Origin of the sequence: Chitinophaga sp., from assembly GCF_035538455.1 — a bacterium.
Classification (GTDB): Bacteria; Bacteroidota; Bacteroidia; order Chitinophagales; family Chitinophagaceae; genus Chitinophaga.
The window spans coordinates 45,840-67,280 of record NZ_DATLKJ010000202.1; the positions used below are offsets into that span (position 1 = coordinate 45,840).

A 21,441-nucleotide genomic window follows, 5' to 3' on the forward strand; every position below is an offset into this window, starting at 1 on the left:
CACCATTAGTTTCTGAATACGAAATTCTTCCTCTTTGGCAGCACGGTGGTCGTCATCAGGGTAGAGTCGTGGCGGTTATAGACAAAGATGAACTTTCCGTTCCTGTCGATGGAGGAGAATTCCGCATTGCCAACTGTTCGCCTGGCGTCTTCGTTGAAGGTGAATGCTATTACCAGGGAGTCGAGGTACAGATAGTCGATGGTTAGTTCTTTGAAGCCGTCCATTTTCATTTCGCGGATGGTTTTCCGGGATCGGTCGTTGAAGTTCTCGAGGAGCAACAGATCCTGCGGGAAGGCTCCCAGTGTAGTGCGGTATGATTTTACAGATTCCACGAAAGCGATGGGTGGATGGATCTGGGTACGTTTTCTTCTTTTGCCTTTATTGGCGGTGAGCAGGCTTGAGGGGGCGTCTTTCTGTTGCAGGGCGCCGGTGTAAGGATCGCGTTGCCAGGAGTAGTGGTGTTTTTGCCTGCTTTCGCCGCTGATGATGTAACTGCATCCTGTTAGCAGGACGAGGGAGAGCAGGAGGTAACATTTCTTGTTCATAGATATATAATGCTACAGCTCCTAAAAGTAGGATTATTTTTCTGCTTTACATGGCTGGCCAGGTAATAAGCTGCCAGAAGGATGTGCCGGCAGCTTATTAATGGATTACCTGTATTAATCGTTTATGCCGGGTTCAATACATCTCTTACACTTGTTACCATTGTCAAAGGTAGTGAGGTAGCATCTTTGGTTACCCGGACAGTCTGCATCAACATTACACAGGTCATTGCAACCAAATGCAGCGCTGGCTTTTTCTCCACCAAGTACATTTTTCTGTTGTGTTCTTGTAAGTGCTGTGTTGGCGCCCAGGGCCAGGACTTTCTGTTGTAATTTTTTCATGTTGTGAAATTTAGGTGTGAAGTGATTTGTTATTTTATCGAGGGAATGTTATTGGTAATACAGGATATATGGGTATAACGGTTAAGCATATACTAAAATGGATTTAATGTAGCTGTTACAGGTATAAATTGGTTATTTATCAGGTTAACTACCTATTGTGCTACCGAATGTAGAGAAAAAATTTCAGATCATGTAAGTTGATTACAGCTGGAATAGTTGGGGAAGTAATGTCTTATTAATACATACACTGATTCCAAAGATAAAGCCTCCGGCTGATCATCAGCGATGCTATGATCAGCCGGAGGTGGTTTAGAGTCTCAGGGCGCCACGGAACCCTCTGGCGGCGTAATAGGATTCTGCTCCATTGTGATAGATGAAGACGTGGTCGTAGCGGCGATCACCGAAGATAGCGCCTCCATGTTTCCTGATAGGAGCAGGTGTTAGCAGCCAGGTGGAGGTTTTGGTATCGAATTTTCCGAGTTGCTGTAAGTCGTGGTATTGTTGTTCTGTCAACAGTTCAATGCCCATTGCTTCGGCTACATCAACCGCATTATCATCTGGTTTGAATTTTTTCCTGGCTTCCAGTGCGTCGGCATCGTAGCATAGGTTTCTGCGGCCTTTGGGACTTTCGGGCGAGCAGTCAAAGAAGATATATTCATCTGTTTTTTTATCATAGCCTACTACATCTGGTTCGCCTTCAGAGGCTTCCATTTCATTCAGCGACCACAGCTTTCCGGAGGTTTCCAGCCGGGCTTGTACTTTGGCCCATTCGATGCCTTTGTGGCGGGCCGGGTGTTTCTCAAAACGGGCTTTCAGGGTTTTGAGTAGCGTTTCGCGCTGTGAAGATGACAGTTTCTTATTCATATACTTTGGTGTTATACGGTTGAATAAATGTAGTTATGTAGCTATTTGACTACAAATATAAGTGTAGTTATTTAACTACGAAATTTTTTTCAAGAAAAATTGACTGAGAGGATCAACAGTGATAGAAAAGTGGGTCAGTTAAATCTTCCTTCACCTTCAATTACCCGGTAGGGGTTTTTCAGAAAGTTTGCCACGATTTTATTAAAGTCTTCTTTGTATGTTATCAGGGTGCTGTGGCCTGAGTTTGGCAGTATCCAGAGGTATGCCTGGGGGATGTGCTGATAGATCTGCATGGTATGTTCTTCCCGTATTACGTCATGATCTCCACCTATTACCAGCACGGGGCACTTTATGACGTGCAGTGTTTGCAGGGGGATATTAGGCTGGTCCAGCATCAGTTGCATTAACTTCAGGCGGTTTTTATCTGCTGCTGCTTTTGCGTCTTTTGCCCAGTCCCTGATTTGCTGAACAACAACAGGATGTATGGCGGTGGTATCCGGCCAGAGATTAGGGCCGGTGACGGCGAGTCTTCGCACGAGATCGGGGCGGCGCATTGCGAGTAAAAGTCCGTTGATACCGCCGTCGCTCCAGCCGATAACGTTGGCGGAGTCGAGGTGCATGGCATCGAGCAAGGCGGCATAGTCATCCGCCATCATTTCATAAGACAGGGAATCGCCTTTGTCAATTGATTTTCCCTGTGCGCGGCTGTCTGCTATAATTACTTTGTAGTGTTGGGAGAAGTAGGGGATCTGCTGCTTAAAGTTTTCGATACTGCCATTGTTACCGTGGATCATTAACAAAGGCTGGCCTTTACCATATACTTCACAATACATTTTCATCCCACGAATATTATAGTATTTTCCTGCCTGCGGATTATTTCCAAATGGCAGGATTTCTTTTATTACAGCGGTTTGCTGTCCTATTGCTATGGCGTTACAGAAGAAGAGAAGTATGAAAGAGCAGAAGAAGGGTTTCATGGCTTACAATATTCAATGATGAAATAATGCATGATCAGGTTTATGCTTTCATGCATTATGTAAATATACCGTATTCGTTGTATATATCCGCTGGCCGGAATTTTATTGGGGTGATACAGCGGAAAAGCTGCCGGACCCACTGAGGAATTTTACTGTTTAGTGTAACGGTATATGTTGAAATAATAGTTTGATTGACAATCATATCAAAAATAAATTCAGATAAGCCAGGATGATCCGGTTATAAACGCTGTTATTTATAGTCCCATATTTATTTGTTTTTATAGGAAAAATTTCTTAACCTTTGTTGTGCACTAAGACGTTTTAGGCTAAACCCCAATTTTGCCACATACCCCAGATTCTAGTGTAAGTATATGAACGGAAAAAGAAATAGTACTTCTGTTGATAACGGAAGTAGTGTTAGCGCGACCCCAAAAACGAATGCTGGCAATAGTGCAGGTACGTTCAATAATTATCAGCCGACATTGCCTGCTATCAATTTGCCTCGTGGGGGCGGAGCTATTAAAGGAATTGAAGAAAAATTCCAGGTGAATGCTGTCAACGGCACTGCTTCTTTCAGCGTACCTCTGCCTGTAAGTCCTGCCCGGCATGGGTTCACGCCGGTACTTGCTCTTAATTATAATTCGGGCAATGGTAATAGTCCGTTCGGTATTGGGTGGGAACTGGAGATCCCGCGGATTACGCGCCGTACGGAGAAACAGCTGCCACAGTACAATGACGCGAATGAGTCAGATACCTTTATTATGTCAGGCGCAGAGCATCTTGTGCCTTTGCTTGAAAAGCAAGGAGGCCAACTGGTTCCTTATACCCGGCCGCGGACTGAAAATGCCGTTAACTATACTGTTTACCGCTATTGTCCACGTATTGAAGGACTCTTTGCCCGGATTGAGAAATGGGAGCAGACGCTTACCGGAGAAGTGCACTGGCGTACTGTTTCGACAGGTAATGTACACGCCTATTTTGGGGTAACTTCTGAAAGCCGGGTTACTGACCCTGATGATAGCAGCCGGGTATTTGAATGGTTATTGAGTTATACCCACGACGACAAAGGGAACATTTGTATTTACCGGTATAAACAGGAGGACTTTCAGGGAATTGACCCAGCTATATCTGAGCAGAACCGTTTGCATCATTGCACGCAGGTTTATCTGAAGACAGTTTTTTACGGGAACAAACAACCCTGGTATCCGGGCGGTAATCTTCCTGCAGACGAAGACTTTTTATTCAGGGTGGTCTTTGATTATGGAGAGCATGATACATCCGTTACGGTACCTAAGGATATTGATATAGCCAAGCATACATGGGGGCGCCGTCAGGACCCTTTTTCGACGTACAGGGCTGGTTTCGAGATAAGAACCTACAGGCGTTGCAGCAGGGTAATGCTGTTTCATTGTTTTACAGCAGATGAATTACCTCACAGTCCTTACCTGGTGAGAACTATGCAGTTTTTCTACAAAGATGAGCTGGACCTGGCGGGAGCAGGTAGCCAGGTACCACACTTTTCATACCTGGTGAAGTTGCGGCAGAGTGGTTATAAATGGGATGCTGATGCGAATGCATACAGCAGTAAGTTTTTGCCGGAAACGATTTTTCATTACGAACAACATAGCTGGAATACATCGGTAAAGGCCGTTGCTGAACAAAGTACCGTTCATATTCCGCAGGGTATTGACGGGAAGCAGTATATATGGATTGATTTGTATAACGAAGGTATTTCCGGCGTATTAACAGGACAGGCGGGGAGCTGGTTTTATAAACGTAACCTGGGAAATGGCGACTTTTCACCTGCACAGGTAATATCGCCTAAGCCCTCATTTGGCGGGCTTCAGAAGGAGTCTGCCTTTTTGCAGGAGCTGGAGGGAGAAGGCACTAAATACCTTGTACACTACGAGAAAGAACCGAAGGGTTTTTTTAAGTTATTGGAAAATGGTGAATGGACGCCGTTTAAGAATTTTATATCCTTCCCGAATATAGATCAACAAGATCCGAATACCCGCCGGATTGACCTTACGGGTAGCGGTCGCGCGGATATATTGGTGACGGAAGCCGATGATTTACGTTGGTATGAAAGCCTGGGTGAGCAAGGGTTTGACGTATCGCGGAAAGTAACGCAGGCTATCGATGAGGAGAAGGGGCCTTTCGTTATATTCAGTGACAAAACCCAGTGCATTTTCCTGGTAGATATGAATGGCGACGGATTAACTGATATTGTACGTATACGCAACGGAGAGGTATGCTATTGGCCGAATATGGGGTATGGTCACTTTGGCGCCAAGGTTGCTATGGAAGATGCGCCGGTATTTGACTACAGTGATAAATTTGATCCTGCCTATATCCGTTTGGCGGATATAGACGGAAGCGGGACAACAGACATCATATACCTGGGTAGAAATGATTTCCGTGTGTGGATGAATTTAAACGGTAATGGTTTCACCGCCGGCCCGCAAATTATTAATCCATTCCCTGAAATACATAATCTGGCTGACGTGTCGGTACTCGATTTTCTGGGTACAGGCACTGCATGTATTGTATACTCCTCACCGCTGCAAGAGCAACACCTGCTGTACATTGATCTGATGGACAGCAAAAAACCGCATCTGTTTACCGGGTATATCAACAATACAGGATTGGAGGTGACCATTCAGTATAAGCCTTCTACCTGGTATTACCTGGAAGATAAAAAGCTTGGCCGGCCGTGGATCACGAGGCTTCCTTTCCCGGTGCATTGCATAGATAAAGTAACTACCACGGATAAGGTACGGGAGACTGTATATGTTAGTTCTTACCATTACAGTCATGGATACTTTGATACTGCAGAGCGTGAGTTCCGCGGATTTGCACGGGTGGAGAGTTATGACACAGAAGATTTTGCGCAGTTTAAACTGAATAATGCCAGTAATGTAGTAGAGGAAGATTTGCATCAGCCTCCTGTAAAAACTGTTTCGTGGTATCATACCGGCGCTTATCTAAACAGAGAGAAGATATTGCAGCAGTGTAAGCAGGAGTATTTTCAGCATCCGGATTTTGCAGAATGTGTACTGCCAGAGCTGGAAATTGTGAGCAAGTTAGCAGATAATACGGATTGGGAGTTGACTGCCGACGAGGAGCGCGAAGCGTTACGCGCCTGTAAAGGATTATTGCTGCGATCGGAAGTATATGCGGAGGATCATGAGCCTGAAAGCGATCTGCCTTATAGTACGAGTCAGTCGACCTATAGTGTGAAGCTGATACAGCCCCGTGCTGGGAACAGGTATGCGGTTTTTCAGGTGTTGCCGGCGGAATCTGTTTCTTACGGTTATGACCGCAAATCTGCAGATCCGCGTATCAGTCATTCCTTTATATTGGGAACAGACCGTTGGGGTAATGTAACTCAATCGGCAACGGTAGTATACCCGCGCGTTAAGCGGCCGGTTGGACCGGAATCAATACCTGACAAGGTTTGGGAGGAGCAAAGCAAAATGCATGTTCAATATGGAGAAACTTTATTTACCAACGATATAGACGAAGATAATGTATACCGCTTGCGGGTGGGCTATGAAGCGACATTGTATACGATGGCTGGCATTGTACAGCCGCCGGCATTCTATCTCAATAAAAATGGCTTGCGGAGCGATATAAGTACGGCAGCATTGCTGTTGTTCGAAACCCCGTTTACGACAGGTAAACAAAAGAAGATCGTCAGTCATAGCCGTCAGTATTTTATCGGACCTGATATGTCAAGTGCTTTATCATTGGGCACATTGTCGCCGTTGGGCATAGCGTATAAAACTTACCAACTGGCATTTACCAAAAATCTGGTGACAGCCCGTTATGGCATGAGAGTGACTGATCTTATGCTTACAGATGCCAAGTATGTACACAGCGAAGGCGATGAAGACTGGTGGGTACAAAGCGGGACTGCCATATATGCCGCCAATCCTGCGGCGAATGGCTATACACCTATCGGAGCGAGGGATGTTTACAACAATGAAAGTCTGATTGAATTTGATGACTATACTTTGTTGATAAAATCTGCGACAAATGCCCTGGGGCATACGGAGTGGGCAGAGAACGATTACAGAACACTGGGAGCGGTTATGACAACTGATATGAACCTGAACCGCACCGCTATAGAGACGGATGAATTAGGTATGGTGTTTAAAACAGCGGTAATGGGAAAGGCCGGCGCGGGTGAAGGGGATACGCTGGAAGATCCTACGATACGCATGGAGTACGAGTTGTTTAACTGGCAGAATAATGCCAAGCCTAATTTCGTGCATACTTTCATGCGTGAGCGGCACAATATGCCGGATACGCGCTGGCAGGAAAGTTATGCCTATAGTGACGGGGAAGGCGGCGTAATCATGACGAAGGTGCCTGCCACACCCGGTAAGGCCAGGCGCTGGAATGCCATTACCAAACAGGTAGATGAGGTTGATGCAGATCCCCGCTGGGTGGGTAATGGCCGCACTATTTTTAATAATAAAGGGAATGCTGTAAAGAAATATGAACCTTACTTCAGCGCTACTTCTGAATATGAAAGTGAGGCTGCACTGGTAGAAACAGGTGTTACAGCTATTACCTACTATGATGCTGTCGGGCGTATTTCTCATACTAATAATCCTAACGGCACTTTTGTGAAAGCTGTATACGCAGGATGGACCGCGAGCGGGTATGATGCAAATGATACGGTAAAAGACAGTCGGTGGTACATTGACAGAGGTAGTCCTGATCCGGTTACTGATCCGGAACCGGCGGACCCTGAACGGCGTGCCGCCTGGCTGGCGGCTAAACACTATAATACGCCTACGGTAGTACATGCAGATTCAATGGGACGTAGTTTTTACAGCGTATCGGATTTTGGTGGCGGTAAAACAACTGCCGTGTATAATGAAACGGCTCCTGACGACAGCTGGATAAAACTATATGATCAGCTGGACCGTTGTGTGGCTGAAACACATGTTAATATACTAGGAACAGGTATATATACCAAAAATGCGGAGAAAGGGGAGACCTGGTCATTTGTTGATGTAATGGGACGTCTGGTTAGGGTCTGGGATAATGACCTGCGTGAGATACGTGCTACGTTTGACAAATTGCATCGTCCTGTGAGCGCCTTTGTGAAAGAGGGGCTTAATGAGATTCTTTTCAACTATGCGGTATATGGGGATATATTACCCGACGCTGTATGTATTCCGCTCAACCTCAAGGGAAGAGCGTATAAATTATTTGATCAGGCAGGAGGAGTGACGATGGGGAAAATTGATTTTAAAGGGAACCTCGAAAGTGCCCAACGGCAGCTTGCGGTGGCGTATAAACAGGCATTGGACTGGAAGGTGTTGGATGGATTGACCACTATTGCGGACATTGATAATGCCGCTAATCTGTTGCTGGAAAATGAAGCCTTTACCACTACCTCGCAGTTCGATGCATTAGGGAGGGCCACCAGCATTACCTTGCCGGATGCTACTGTTGTTGAACCCACTTATGATGAAGCGAACCACTTGAAGAGCCTTCGTGCAAAAATCCGGGGGACGGGCGGGTTCATTACCTTTTTACAAGGCCAGGACTATGATGCTAAAGGTTTGCGTTTGCATGCTGAATACGGGAATGGACTCATTACCCGTTATTTTCATGATCCCAACAGCTATCGCCTGATCAACCTCATTACTCAAACAGCAGGCAGCAATGATGTTGACAGTCATCAGAACCTCTTTTATACTTATGATCCGGTGGGGAATATTGTGCAGATAAGGGATGATGCACAGCAAACGCATTACTTCAATAATGCGGTTGTCAAGCCGGAAAGTTTTTTCGAGTACAACGCCAATTACCAGCTTAAGAAGGCTACCGGCCGTGAACATGCAGGGCTGGGTGGGAATGTGCAGCGCAACAATAATGACCTGCCTTTTATTGCGCAGTTACCACATAGTAATGATGCAGATGCAGTAAGGAATTATACGGAGTTGTACGATTATGATGATTGCGGGAATATTTTGCAGTTACAACATATCGCTACCAATGCTAACTGGACACAACGTTATCACTATCATTACCAGGATGATGCTACGAACTTTACCAACAGGCTGAAGAGTAGTAGTTTGCCGGGAGATGCGCCGGGAATATTTTCCGCGATCTATCAGCATGATCAGCATGGTAATATGACCATGATGCCGCATTTGCCGGCAGCTGACAGCCTGCAATGGAATTTTATGGCTCAACTGCAACAGGTTGATCTGGGAGGGGGAGGGAAGGCGTACTATGTGTATGGCGCAGGAGGAGGCCGTATCAGGAAGGTGATTGAACGCATTGGGGGTAAACGCCTGGAGCGTATATACCTTGGGGTAGTGGAAATTTACCGCGAATACCAGGGAGGTGATAAGCGCTTTGAGCGCAACACTGTACACATTTCCGACAATAGCGGCCGCATTGCGCAGGTGGATACCAAGTTGCTGGATACAGATAATGTTGACGCCGGCAATCCGCTTAACATTAATCTGATGCGGTATCAGTATGGTAATCACCTTGGTTCTGCTGTGATGGAGACCGACGGAGATGGTACGGTAGTGTCTTACGAAGAATATCACGCATATGGTACGAGTGCTTATCGTAGTAGTAAAAGTGATGTAGATCTGAGTTTGAAACGTTACCGTTACAGTGGTAAGGAGCGTGATGATGAAACAGGGTTCTATTATTTCGGGGCGCGGTATTATGCCGCGTGGTTGGGGCGATGGACGAGCAGCGACCCGGCAGGGTTTGTGGATGGGTTTAACTTATACCGCTACTGCCGTAATAATCCGGTTATGCTAAAGGATCCGACAGGTACGGATACTGTTGATTTCGCCGTTACAGATAGCCGGTTCACGGGAAGGGAACATCCTTCCGTCGATGATTTCAGACGGCTGGCAGCCAGCTCGGGAGTGACGTTGGATCCCCGGGTGAATGCGGGAAACAGTATGATCTGGTTTGAGCCGACTTTTGGTATCAGCCTGGAAGGCGAGATGGCAAATCCAAGACCGGGAGGAACCTGGCACTTACATGCTGACTTGCCTAATACGCCGCCGCCGCCACCACCGCCACCCCGCCGGCGAAGTTCTGCGCCGCGAATAACCGGTGCACCCCGTGGAGGCGCACCACCACCACCACCGCCGCCACCACCACCGCCGGTGGCTGTTACGCCTGATTTTTCGTCAGGCACGCCGGGGACTACGCCTCCTCCTACTGCCCGTGGCAGTGTAGGCAGTGTAGCACCCATGCAAAGACAGCCAAGGGCTACTTATTCCGGAGGGGTACGTACTTCAGAGAACGAGCACGTTGCACCTGCTGCGCAGCTGCGTGATATTACACGGAATCCATCAACCGGCACATCCGACTATACGCCGCGCAGTTACAGACGGGATGATACAACACGTGTGACCAGGCCTTTTGCATTAGACAAAACCAATGATCCGGTACAGGGGGACAACGCCCGTACCAATGCTCTCAGAGCCAGGGGAGGTGCAATTGACCTGAACGAGGATATTGTAATACCCAGCGCGCGGAATGCTGCCAGGGCTGCTGCGGCATCGTCAGGAGGAGAAACACCGGAATCATTGAACAGGGGGTTGCTTGGACAACTGGGTAACCTGTTTGAAACGCATCCTTTGGGTACGGTAGCCAGCAGACTGCCCGCTCAAACCCGTGGTGCCAGGGTATTGGGAGCGATACGAAATACCGTAAACAGCATCATATACACTGCACAGGGTAACAATCGCTTTGGAGCAGTAGGCGCAGAGCTGGGCCGTACTTTCATACCTTTCTTTGCAGAAGCAGAAGTGGTGGGTATATACGCACATCCATTTGTTGTCGGTACGCTTGGCATTACTACAGGGCCAGCAGTGGGAATAGCTGAGGCTATATCTGCCGCACCTACTACATTCGCAGCAGCAGTTACGCTACCAGCTTTGGGCGGCGCCATTGTAGGGAATGCTGTTGAAGAAGATCTGGGTATAGGAGGCGCCGTTGTTGCTGCGGCGATCACGGGCGCTATTATAGGGAGCTTTATTCCGATACCAGGCGTTAGTACCCTGGCGGGAGCAGCTATCGGTGCATGTCTTGGCGTAATCGGATATGGACTGAGTAAACTGTTCTAAATGATGTCAGCAGATATTTAAAGAGATGAAAACAATATTTAAAACTAAAACTGTCATTACACTTGCTATCGTGTTTTTAGCTACTGCAATACTCATGTGGTTCTTAACACATAGTTGGCTGGCGTTATCGGGTTATCTGCTGATATTGGTCTTGTATATGTTTTTTTATATAAGACGGCGACAACCGGAGACCACTAATAACCAGCCGTCTGCAGCGGGGGAGCAATCTGTCACTAACAACAGCCAGTTCGGCGTATATAGTGATACGGTGAATAGCCTGATACAGGGTATAAACGCAGACTGTACCCTGCAGCGTCTTGACTACAACCAAACATGGCAAAACGATCATATCGGCACGGCACAACTGGTTTACTGCCTGAGTGGCCATGCTATTATGCAGTTACAGCAAGGAAATAAAAATGAGCATGTGATTGTATCACCTACCGCGATTGTTCCACTAGCACCACAGACAACTTTTACAATTACGAATCAACAGCCTGATCCTTTGATTTTACTGAATGTTCAAACTAAAACCTGAGTATATAAACAGAAGGCCCCAAAACAGCCTGTTCAGATTCCCCAACCGCTAACCTCAAATATTTATCAATGAACAAGCTTAACATTACCACCGTTACCAACCTTAGCAAAAACGACATCGGTAATTTACATCTCGCTTTGCAAAAGCTGAAGTTACCGGTTGCTGCTGGGGAATTACAATCCAAGACACTGGGAACGACTTCCGTGGAAGCCATAAAGGCATTGCAGGAGCAGCACAGGATTACGCCCACGGGGCAGTTGAATGATCATACACTACAGGTATTGAATACTGCGCTTCATAACACGTTTTATGTGGATAGTAAGACGCGCACTGAAAAATTGCAGGTGTTGCTGGGTAAAGTTGGGCTACCGGTTGCAAATGATGAAAAGAATACGCGGAAGGTTGGCGACACTACAAAGAAAGCTATCGCTGCTTTTCAGGCCAAGCATGGGCTACCGGCTGATGGTATTATTACGGAAGCAACCTTTAACCGGTTGCAGGAGGATGCTGTGAGGGCTACGTTCAGTACCAAAACGCAGATTGGTAACCTGCAATATAAATTGTTGTGGGGAGGTAAGGTTGGGAAGCTAGGGTATAAGATTGATGAAAAGGAGTTGCAGGAGAAGGTTATCGGTGAAAGTACCATATCGGCGATCAGGCAATTTCAGACCAAATATAAACTGCCGGTAACCGGGCAGATAGACCTGGCTACCATCAATAAACTGGAAAGTGTAACTGCCAGTCGCGGCGTAAAACAGGCCCTCCTGAAAGCGCCGGCCGCAGCTACATTGCGTACTGTCAAGGGAGTGTTCCGTCTTAATAAAACATCGCCTAAAATGGGGCCATTGCATGAGGCGCTTTCACATTTGGGGTATCAGGTAGATGAAAAGGAATTCAAGACGCAGCAATTCGGTAAAACCACCTACAATGCTGTATTGGCTTTTCAGAAATCAAAGGGATTAAAGGAAACGGGGCATGCTGATGGCATTACGTTAAAGCTGCTGAACCAGGATATTTTGAAAATAAACCCGGATGCGGCACAACACAAATACCGGGTGCGCGGTTCTGTACGCAATGAGAATTGGGATCGCATACCCAACATGGTTATCAGGGTGTATGAAAAGCTGCTCACCGGTGAGAGTGCTCAGCCGCTGATGACGAAGAAGAATATGCTGAATGGATTTTTTGATATTACCTATGATCCGCCGAAAGATCCGGGCACATTAAAACCTAAAGAAACTTTTCACCTGGCTGTTAAATTATACCAGCCGGTTGATAGTAATCCTGCCAATGATAAGCTGCTTAGCTCGCAAATACACTATAATGTTAACCGTATACACTGGGTTAACTTTACGAAGGATGGCAGTACTTATTTGGGAGATTCTGATTTCACGGTATTGCGTAATACGTTGCAAAAGGCAGCAGGAGGTATAAAGATTGAGAACCTGGTGGAAACGCCTGTCAATAAACAGGTGACACAGTTAAGCATACAGACGGGTCTGAGTACGGATGACGTTATGCGACAGATCCTGTCGCATTGTGTTGCAGCATTGGTAAATATGCCCAATCCCTTGACGCCGGAAGTATTTTATGCCTTTATACGTCAAAACCTGCCGGCAGATCTGCCGGGGGATTTGCTGAGAGGGACAAGTGATTGGGAAACGATTGGCCAGCTTACGGAAAGCGCCGCCAACGGCATTGTATTCCTGAGTGATGAACTGCAACAACAGGCCATCGATAATGCCCTTTCGCAAAACCTGGTATCGCAGGCGGTGAAGATAAACAGGGCTGCTATCACACAGGCCTTTACAACCCAACGAAATGTCTTCACACTGAACAAGCCGATATTAATAGGTAATGGTAATCTAAAGGGTTTGCTGGACGAGTCAGCAATAGATCAGCAGCATTATGCAACAGTAGTCAGTCAGTTTATTGATTCCAGGGGTATTAATGATGATTTCTGGGAAGAGCTGAAAAAGCAGGAGGGGACTATCGGCGCAAATGCTATTGCAGATTTTGCTACGACTGTACAGGCAGGCAATATTGCGAAAAATCATGCGCCCACCGTACAGTTCTTAAAAAGCAATATAGGCGCCGGAAAGCAGTTTAAGGCTATCGGTGATGTTGCCAAGCTGGATTATACGGGGTTAGTGAATCTGATTAATCAGAACGGGAAGAAGGTGCCTGATAATATGCCGGGTAATACCGCCGATGAAAAGGTGGCCAACTATGCAGCTGCCTTACAACAACGCACCGAAACAATTTTCCCGGCAGTGGCCCTTGTTGCGTCCGCGCAACGTTCCGGGGATAATAATCTGCAAACGCTGCCGGATATAGCTGCTTTTATAGATGCCAATACGACGCTGAACCTGCGTCGTGATAACCTCGATAAATATGTGCTGGACAATAAGATTGATCTGGCCCCAAAGACCCTCGAAGAGTTGAAGGTAATACAACGTGTAAATAAGATAACCACCAATATAAAAGCGGGCAATGCATTGCTGAGTGAGAAACTGCATAGCTCACGGCAGATCTATTTTGCAGGGAAGGATCAGATTGTAAAGACCTTAACGGACAAGGGAGTAGAGATTAAGGCAGCACAACGGGTATACGAAATAGCCAAGATGCAGTACTTCCAGGTACTGGCCCGGTTCATTGATTTCAGACCGGAAATAAATATCGGTACGCCGCAGGTTATTATACCGCAACTCTATACGAAAGAAGAATTAAAAACGATACTGGGAGATATACCGGATCTGGAAACCTTATTCGGATCTCTCGATTATTGCGATTGTGAGCACTGTAAATCATTGTATGGTCCGGCGGCTTACTTCACAGATCTGCTGCGGTATTTAAATACACATTTGTCTTTGGTGAAAGAAGGTCCCAAGACATTAAGTGTGAAAGAAGTGTTGTTTAAGCGCCGGCCAGATCTTGGTAATGTAAAGTTGAACTGTGAGAACACAAATACGCCATTGCCTTACATTGACCTTGTATGTGAAATCCTTGAAAACAATATAGCGCCGGCACAAATTAATTTCAGCTATCAGACCACCCTCTCAGATAAGGAGCTGAGGGCTATGCCAGAGCATCTTCGCAGCGATGCTTATAGTACGCTGGCATCAGCGGATTACCCGATGACCGGCGTACTGAATCTCTGGCAAGAGGAAACCAGTACCTACCTGAATTATCTCCGCGTGCCGCGGCCTGAACTGATGGAAGCTTTCCAGGATATATCCAATCCTGCCAATAAGGTTCCAACTGATGAGGCGATTGCAGCCGCTTATTTTGGTATCTGCACGCATGAAAAGGACCTGATTATTACCGCAAGAGCCACGCAGCCAGATCAGGATAAATACTGGGGTTTTGATACCACTCAAACTACGGTACCTGTATCTGCTTTTATGCAGCGCAGCAAGCTGAGTTATTATGAAGTACTGGAGCTTTTACTGGTGAAGTCTGTGAATGATCCCGTCAATAATAAAAGTGTGATAGAACGTCCTGTGGATACCTGTGATACGGCGCAGCAACAGATCACTCATCTGACTTTGCAGAAGTTTGATCTCATGCATCGTTTTATACGTTTATGGCGCCGGACTGGTTGGAAAATGTGGGAACTGGATCTGTTGTTGCAAAATGGCAAAATAGGCGCAAGCAGTATAAATGGTGCAACCCTGGTGAATCTGCGTGCATTTAAGCAGCTGGGAGATAAATTAAAGCTGCCACTGGAAGTATTGCTGGCTTTATATGGAAACATAAATACCGCGCAACGTATACAACCGGATAATCCTGATGTCATCATCCCTTCATTATACGATCAGTTATTTCAGAACCCGGTGATCACGCAGCCGGTAGATGTTAAGTTTGCACTCAACGCTGCCGACCGTCAACACCTGGTTGATGAAACAGTGCCGTTGGGATTAGCCGTTGGTTACACTCCTGTGCCCACTATATTATCCGCGCTGGCCATGCAGCAGACCGACTTCGATGTGCTGGCGGGTAAAACAGATGGTCATTTGTCGTTATCCTCTTTATCGGTATTACTGCGGTACATTTATCTCGCGAAAGGATTGAAACGAAGTGTAAAGGATTTGTTGTTGTTGCTCGGGATCACCAATACAACTGATCCTTTCAGCAGTGTACAGGCTACACTGGATGTGATTAAGAATTATGAATATATCCAACGGTCAGGGATCACGTTACTGGAATTGGATTATGTGCTGAATTACAGCCCTGATTCTCCCATCGGGTTGCGTAATGAATCCCTGGTGCAGCTGATCGATGTATTGCGGAAAATACTGGCGAATAACAAAGAGAAGATTGATCAGCTCAGTCTGAGTCCTGCGGACCGTGCTGCCATATTAGCTTTTGATGCAGACGGGTTATCGCCCATGACCAATCCTCAGCTTATTACGGCTCTTACGCCGTTGCAGACTATTTTGAATAACGCCAATGCAGGATTTGTATTGGCTGGTTTTTCAGTTGAGGAGGCGACTTTCATTATCAAATTTGATACTGTTAATATTACCAATGCCAGCAAGGCGAAGTTAATAGCCACCATTAAGCAGTTGCAGCAAAACCTGACTGATCTGCTGAATCAGAATAATAATCAGGTGAAATCGCAGGTAGCAGCAAGTTTTGGACTGACCGATGAGCAAGCCAGTATTTTGCTGAACAGTCTGCACCTGGCGCCGGCGACTGATACTTTGCTACAGGTGCTGGAAGATCCCAACCTGTTGACTAAGGATGGCAATGATAACTATCTTGATATTACTGCAGCAAATTTTCCTGCACAGTTCCGGGCGTATGTGTTGCTGCATAAAGTAGCGCTGGTGGTTGTGCGTATGAAGATGGAGACGCCTAACCTGGAATGGTTTATTCAGCAGCAGGCGGCGGTTAAAGCGCTCAATTTTTCAGCATTACCCGTAGCTCCGGTGGTTACTCCGAACGGTTATACCGGTTGGCTTAATTTGTATCTATTCCTGGACTTTGCAGCAGCTTATCCTGAACCGGAGACAGCCTCTATCAGGAGCATACTTGACCTTGCCAGGAATGCTGCTGCCACGAAAACGGATATTCAAAAGGAGATTGTAAAGCTTACGCAGACATCCAAGACAGACCTTGAGACTTTCGATGCCGCTTTCCATTTACAGCATGCGGTGGGGCATCTTGATTATACTGACGCGAACCTGTATGCCAGGCTCAGAAGATGTTGGGCTCAGATGAGGCTGACCGGTGTAGATGCCGCTACCATGTTTGCCTGGGCTGTTATTAACGCTGATCTGTTGCTGGATGCAGCTGTTACATTGCAAACGCGTAATGCGGTTAAGTCTAAGTACGAGCAGGATGACTGGTTAAGTAAAATAACGCCTTTATACGACGATATACGTGAAAAGAAGCGGCAGGCGCTGGTGGATTATTTGCTTGAATATTCACAGCGCACGCAGTCGGATACAGTGTTGTTTAACGGGAAGACTATTCCTAATCCGCTGTACTGGAAGGATGTGAAGTCGTTGTTCAAATATTTTCTGATAGATGTTGAGATGTGTTCCTGCCAGCTTACATCGCGTATTAAGCAGGCTATCAGTTCGGTACAGTTATTTGTGCAGCGTTGTTTTCTGAACCTGGAGAACAGGTATGTGCAGGTGACACAGGATGAAAAGGAAGATACATCGTCACCTAATGCGTGGTCGCAGTGGAAGTGGATGAAGAATTACCGTATATGGGAAGCTAACAGAAAGGTGTTCTTTTATCCTGAGAACTGGATTGAGCCTGAGCTGCGCGATGATAAATCCCCCTTCTTCGAGGAGCTGGAAAACGAATTGATGCAGAATGAGGTCAATAGTGACAATGTGGAGGCGGCCATGCTGAGCTACCTGCATAAGGTAGATGATGTATCTCATCTGGAGGTGTGCGGTGAATATCATGAGATGGAGGATCTGGACGTATCGGAGGCGGGCTATGAAAGGAATATCGTTCATGTTATTGGCCGTACGAAGACATTGCCCCATGTCTACTATTACCGCAGTTATGATATGAATTATGCCACCTGGACGGCATGGGAAAAAATAGAGGCTGATATACAGAGTGACCAGGTGATACCTGTGGTATATAACCGTAAGTTACATTTGTTCTGGCTGGTGTTTGCAGAGAAGCCTATTAAAATGCATAAAGTTCCTGCGGCCAAGGTAACGAATGGTCCTACGGATGCGCCTGCGCCGCCTATGGTGCTGGAAATACAACTGGGATGGGCTATTAAGAAAACAGGCGGATGGAGTACAAAGAAGTTGTCGAAGCAGAAACTGATTCACCCCTGGCAGCGACCTCACTTTGCTTACAATCTCAAGCCCTATTATCTTGCCAAATACAATGAACTGTACCTGGATATTTATTTGTCGACCACCCAGGAGTTCAACGATGGCTGGTTCTATGATCCGTTCCAGGACAAATATGTGAAGGTGACGGGGAATCCGTTTAACGAGACATTTTTACCATGGCATTCCTCCTCATTTGTATTTAACGGAGAAGTGAAGGAAGTCAAACTGAAGGGTTTGGGCGGGCATTTCCATTTTGAATTTCCGTTGCCGGGCGGTGGTAACTACACGATTGATCAGTGGTTGCCATATGACTCTTATGTATATGTGAACCAAAATTTTGGCGAGGATGGCCGCGCTATCAAGGAGTTACAGCCACAGTTTGAGTATGGTCCGCGTTTGCGTCTTCCCAACGGTATGCACTTTAATAATACCCGGTTGACGAATAACATACATGACGCCATTAATCCTAATCAGTTGCGTATACTGGAAAGTAACGCTACTGTTACTTTGCTGAAGAATGCGGCTAGTAATGGATCTCCCAGTACTACTACCGGAAGTTTTGAGATGGTAATTGCCCAGCAGGACCTGCAACTGAATACACTGGCTACGGATCATCCCGTGTTTTACCAGGATAGCCAGCGCGCATTTTTTATCAAACCTGAATGGGAAGCTATTCTGAATAATTACGGTCAGGTGATAAGTAGTGTACGCAAGTATCGTTTCCAGCCATTTTATCATCCATATACGACCCTGTTTATACGTGAATTGAACAGGAGCGGTATTGACGGCCTGTTGAAACGGAAGGTGCAGACGCAGCCACAGACCTTCCCACCGGCTAACACCTTTAACTTTAATCATTACGTGCCTGGCAGTAATGTGATAGTTGATGCTGCTGCTAAAACGGATGTTGTTGATTTTTCATTTGGCGGTGCTTATTCTATTTATAACTGGGAGTTGTTTTTCCATGCTCCGTTGATGATTGCATGCCGTTTGTCGCAGAATCAACAATTTGAAGACGCCATGCGCTGGTTCCATTATATCTTTGATCCTACCAATATTGAAAATCTGCCGACACCGCAGCGTTATTGGGTAACTAAACCATTTTTTGAGTTCAATACAGATGATTACCGGAAGCAACGTATAGAGAATATACTAACCAATATTAACCTCGCTGAAAACCAGGCCCAGTTGAAAGCCTGGCGTAATAATCCTTTCAAGCCGCATCTGATAGCCCGTTACAGACCTGTTGCCTATCAGAAAACGGTGGTCATGAAGTACCTGGATAATCTGATTTCCTGGGGTGACCAGTTGTTTATGCGCGACACTATTGAATCGATCAATGAGGCTACATTGTTGTATATGCTGGCGTGGGAAATACTGGGAGAGCGTCCTCAGAAGGCGCCTAATGTGAAGCATGATGATATGAGTTTTAATGAGCTGGAGCAGAAGCTGGATGAATTTGGTAATGCGCAGGTGGATGTGATAATAGAAAATACCTTGTTGCCTATTAATGTGGTGGCGGATACAAATGGTGGAGAGCCTGTACCACAGCTGGAGACATTCTACTTCTGTATTCCTAATAACGACAAGTTACTCACTTACTGGGATACCGTACAGGATCGTTTATTCAAGATTCATCACTGTATGAATATTGAGGGGATCGTGCGGCAGTTGCCTTTGTTCGAACCGCCGATAGATCCTGCATTGCTGGTGAAGGCCGCTGCTGCGGGTATTGACCTGAGCAGCGTGTTGAATGATGTGAGTGCGCCTGCACCACATTACCGTTTCCGGGTGGTGGTTCAGAAAGCCATCGACTTCTGCAATGAGGTGAAATTTTTAGGAGAGAAATTACTGAGTGCATTGGAGAAAAAAGACATAGAAGGGTTGGCGCTGATGCGTTCACAACAGGAGATCCAGTTACTGGAGGCGGTGAAGGAAGTGCGTAAGAAGCAGATAGATGAACAGGTAGAAACTATTGGCAGTTTACAAAAGACACAAGCGCTGGCACAGCAAAAGAAAACCTATTATGAAGGGGTGCCCCGCATGAATGATTGGGAAACAGCAGGCGCGGTGGTACATGTAATAGGTATCGCCAGCGAAATAGCGAGTACTATCGTGAATATATTCGGCGCCGGTATCAGCATGGTGCCGGATATTGATGCAGGAGGGACCGGCGTGGGTGGTAGCCCTACCGCTAAACTGAAGTTCGGTGGTACCAACTTTGGCAATGCTGCTTCCAAAGTTGCGGAAGTGCTGAAGAGTGCCAGCTCTATATTGCATAGCACAGGAAGTTTGCTGGAATCTCAGGGAGCATATACGCGGCGTGACGCAGAAAACAAGAATCAGGCTACCCTGGCCACTATTGAAATAGACCAGATCCAGTTTCAGATAAATGCTGCGCAGATACGCCAGAGCATTGCAGAAAAGGAACTCGAAAACCAGGAGTTGCAGATAGACAATGCAAAGACAATGGATGATTACATGCGCAATAAGTACACCAACCAGCAACTGTATAACTGGATGATTACACAGATTTCCACTGTTTACTTCCAGAGTTATCAACTGGCCTTTGACATGGCGAAGAAGGCTGAGAAGTGTTACCAGCTTGAGTTGGGTACATCTGTTTCTAACTTTATACAGTTTGGTTATTGGGACAGCCTTAAGAAGGGCTTGCTGAGCGGTGATAAGTTAATGAACGACCTGCGCAGACTGGAAGCTGCCTATCTTGATCAGAACAAGCGTGAGCTGGAGATTGTAAAACATATTTCACTTGCACAGATGGCGCCTATGGCGCTGATCACGCTGAAGGAAACGGGCAAGTGCACTATCTCGATACCGGAATGGATATACGATATGGATTATCCGGGCCATTATATGCGGCGTATCAAGAACGTCAGTATTTCCATCCCCTGTGTTGTGGGGCCATATACAGGCGTTAACTGTACGTTGAGTTTACTGAAAAGTGAAACGCGCATAGATCCTACCGGTGGGTATGATAAAGTGGGCGAAGATGACCCCCGCTTTAAGGTGCAGTATGGAGCTATATCATCCATTGCTACCAGTCATGCACAAAATGATAACGGTTTATTTGAGTTGAATTTTAATGATGAGCGCTACCTGCCTTTTGAGTGTGCCGGCGCGGTGAGTGACTGGAAGATAGACCTGCCGCGGGAGAACAACTATTTTGACTTTGGCTCCATTGCAGACGTGATACTACATATTAGCTATACAGCAAGAAGCGGGGGAGGAGGATTAACACAAGCAGCCTCCGCTAATTTGGCCGCTGTATTGCCTAATGCAGTCGCCAAACTGTTCAGTTTGAAACATGAGTTCCCGACAGAGTGGTATAAGATGTTGCATCCCGTGAATGGAGCAGACCAGGAATTGGTTATTACACTGCGTCCGGAACATTTCCCATTCTTTATCCGGTCTAAGTTGAATACGCTTAAAATGAAGCAGCTGGATATGTTTGTGGAAACGAGTGACAGTGGTGAGTTCCGTACGGATATTAAGCTGACCAGTACGGCGTATGTAACCGATCTGGTTGTTGGAGCAGATCCTAATTATAATAACATACAACACCTGACGCGTAATGTATCGGCAGGATCGCCGGCAGCATTAGGGGAGGTAAAATTGAAGGTTAAGCTGGCTACCGCGATAGACTACAAGTCGCTGCCTGATGATAAAATTGATGATTTGTTTATCCTGTTACAACTGGGAAGCTGAATAATA

General features: G+C 46.3%; 7 protein-coding genes. 3 read left to right on the plus strand and 4 right to left on the minus strand.

Translation table 11 applies throughout. The annotated features are described in order from the left end of the window. Positions 1-5 precede the first annotated feature (5 nt). From VM802_RS24180 to VM802_RS24195, 4 genes are all read right to left on the minus strand, one after another. Complete coding sequence (locus VM802_RS24180; protein ID WP_325535478.1) at positions 6-545, minus strand: hypothetical protein; 540 nt, start codon at positions 543-545, stop codon at positions 6-8. Between the two features lie 114 nt (positions 546-659). Further along, entirely contained in the window at positions 660-884 is a 225-nt protein-coding gene (locus VM802_RS24185; protein ID WP_325535480.1) for a hypothetical protein, read from the minus strand. A 309-nt stretch (positions 885-1,193) separates the two neighbouring features. Further along, complete coding sequence (locus tag VM802_RS24190) at positions 1,194-1,748, minus strand: DUF4256 domain-containing protein (protein WP_325535482.1); 555 nt, start codon at positions 1,746-1,748, stop codon at positions 1,194-1,196. A 134-nt stretch (positions 1,749-1,882) separates the two neighbouring features. Then, positions 1,883-2,725: an alpha/beta fold hydrolase gene (locus tag VM802_RS24195; protein ID WP_325535484.1), complete on the minus strand. Its 843-nt coding sequence runs from the start codon at positions 2,723-2,725 to the stop codon at positions 1,883-1,885. 371 nt (positions 2,726-3,096) lie between these two features. On the opposite strand from VM802_RS24195, the gene VM802_RS24200 reads away from it, so the two are divergent. From VM802_RS24200 to VM802_RS24210, 3 genes are all read left to right on the plus strand, one after another. Beyond that, on the plus strand, positions 3,097-10,854 hold the full coding sequence (locus VM802_RS24200; RefSeq protein ID WP_325535486.1) for a SpvB/TcaC N-terminal domain-containing protein: 7,758 nt from the start codon (positions 3,097-3,099) through the stop codon (positions 10,852-10,854). A gap of 25 nt (positions 10,855-10,879) precedes the next feature. After that, positions 10,880-11,392 (plus strand): hypothetical protein, encoded by a 513-nt coding sequence (locus tag VM802_RS24205; RefSeq protein WP_325535488.1) that lies wholly within the window; start codon positions 10,880-10,882, stop codon positions 11,390-11,392. A gap of 68 nt (positions 11,393-11,460) precedes the next feature. Continuing rightward, positions 11,461-21,435 carry a Tc toxin subunit A-related protein gene (locus tag VM802_RS24210; protein WP_325535490.1) on the plus strand — a complete coding sequence of 3,325 codons (9,975 nt, stop codon included), beginning with the start codon at positions 11,461-11,463 and terminating at the stop codon, positions 21,433-21,435. Positions 21,436-21,441: the final 6 nt, after the last annotated feature.

Coding starts and splice junctions, on each gene's coding strand:
- VM802_RS24180 (WP_325535478.1), bottom strand. CDS start 545: ATGAACAAGAAATGTTACCTCCTGCTCTCCCTCGTCCTGCTAACAGGA.
- VM802_RS24185 (WP_325535480.1), bottom strand. CDS start 884: ATGAAAAAATTACAACAGAAAGTCCTGGCCCTGGGCGCCAACACAGCA.
- VM802_RS24190 (WP_325535482.1), bottom strand. CDS start 1,748: ATGAATAAGAAACTGTCATCTTCACAGCGCGAAACGCTACTCAAAACC.
- VM802_RS24195 (WP_325535484.1), bottom strand. CDS start 2,725: ATGAAACCCTTCTTCTGCTCTTTCATACTTCTCTTCTTCTGTAACGCC.
- VM802_RS24200 (WP_325535486.1), top strand. CDS start 3,097: ATGAACGGAAAAAGAAATAGTACTTCTGTTGATAACGGAAGTAGTGTT.
- VM802_RS24205 (WP_325535488.1), top strand. CDS start 10,880: ATGAAAACAATATTTAAAACTAAAACTGTCATTACACTTGCTATCGTG.
- VM802_RS24210 (WP_325535490.1), top strand. CDS start 11,461: ATGAACAAGCTTAACATTACCACCGTTACCAACCTTAGCAAAAACGAC.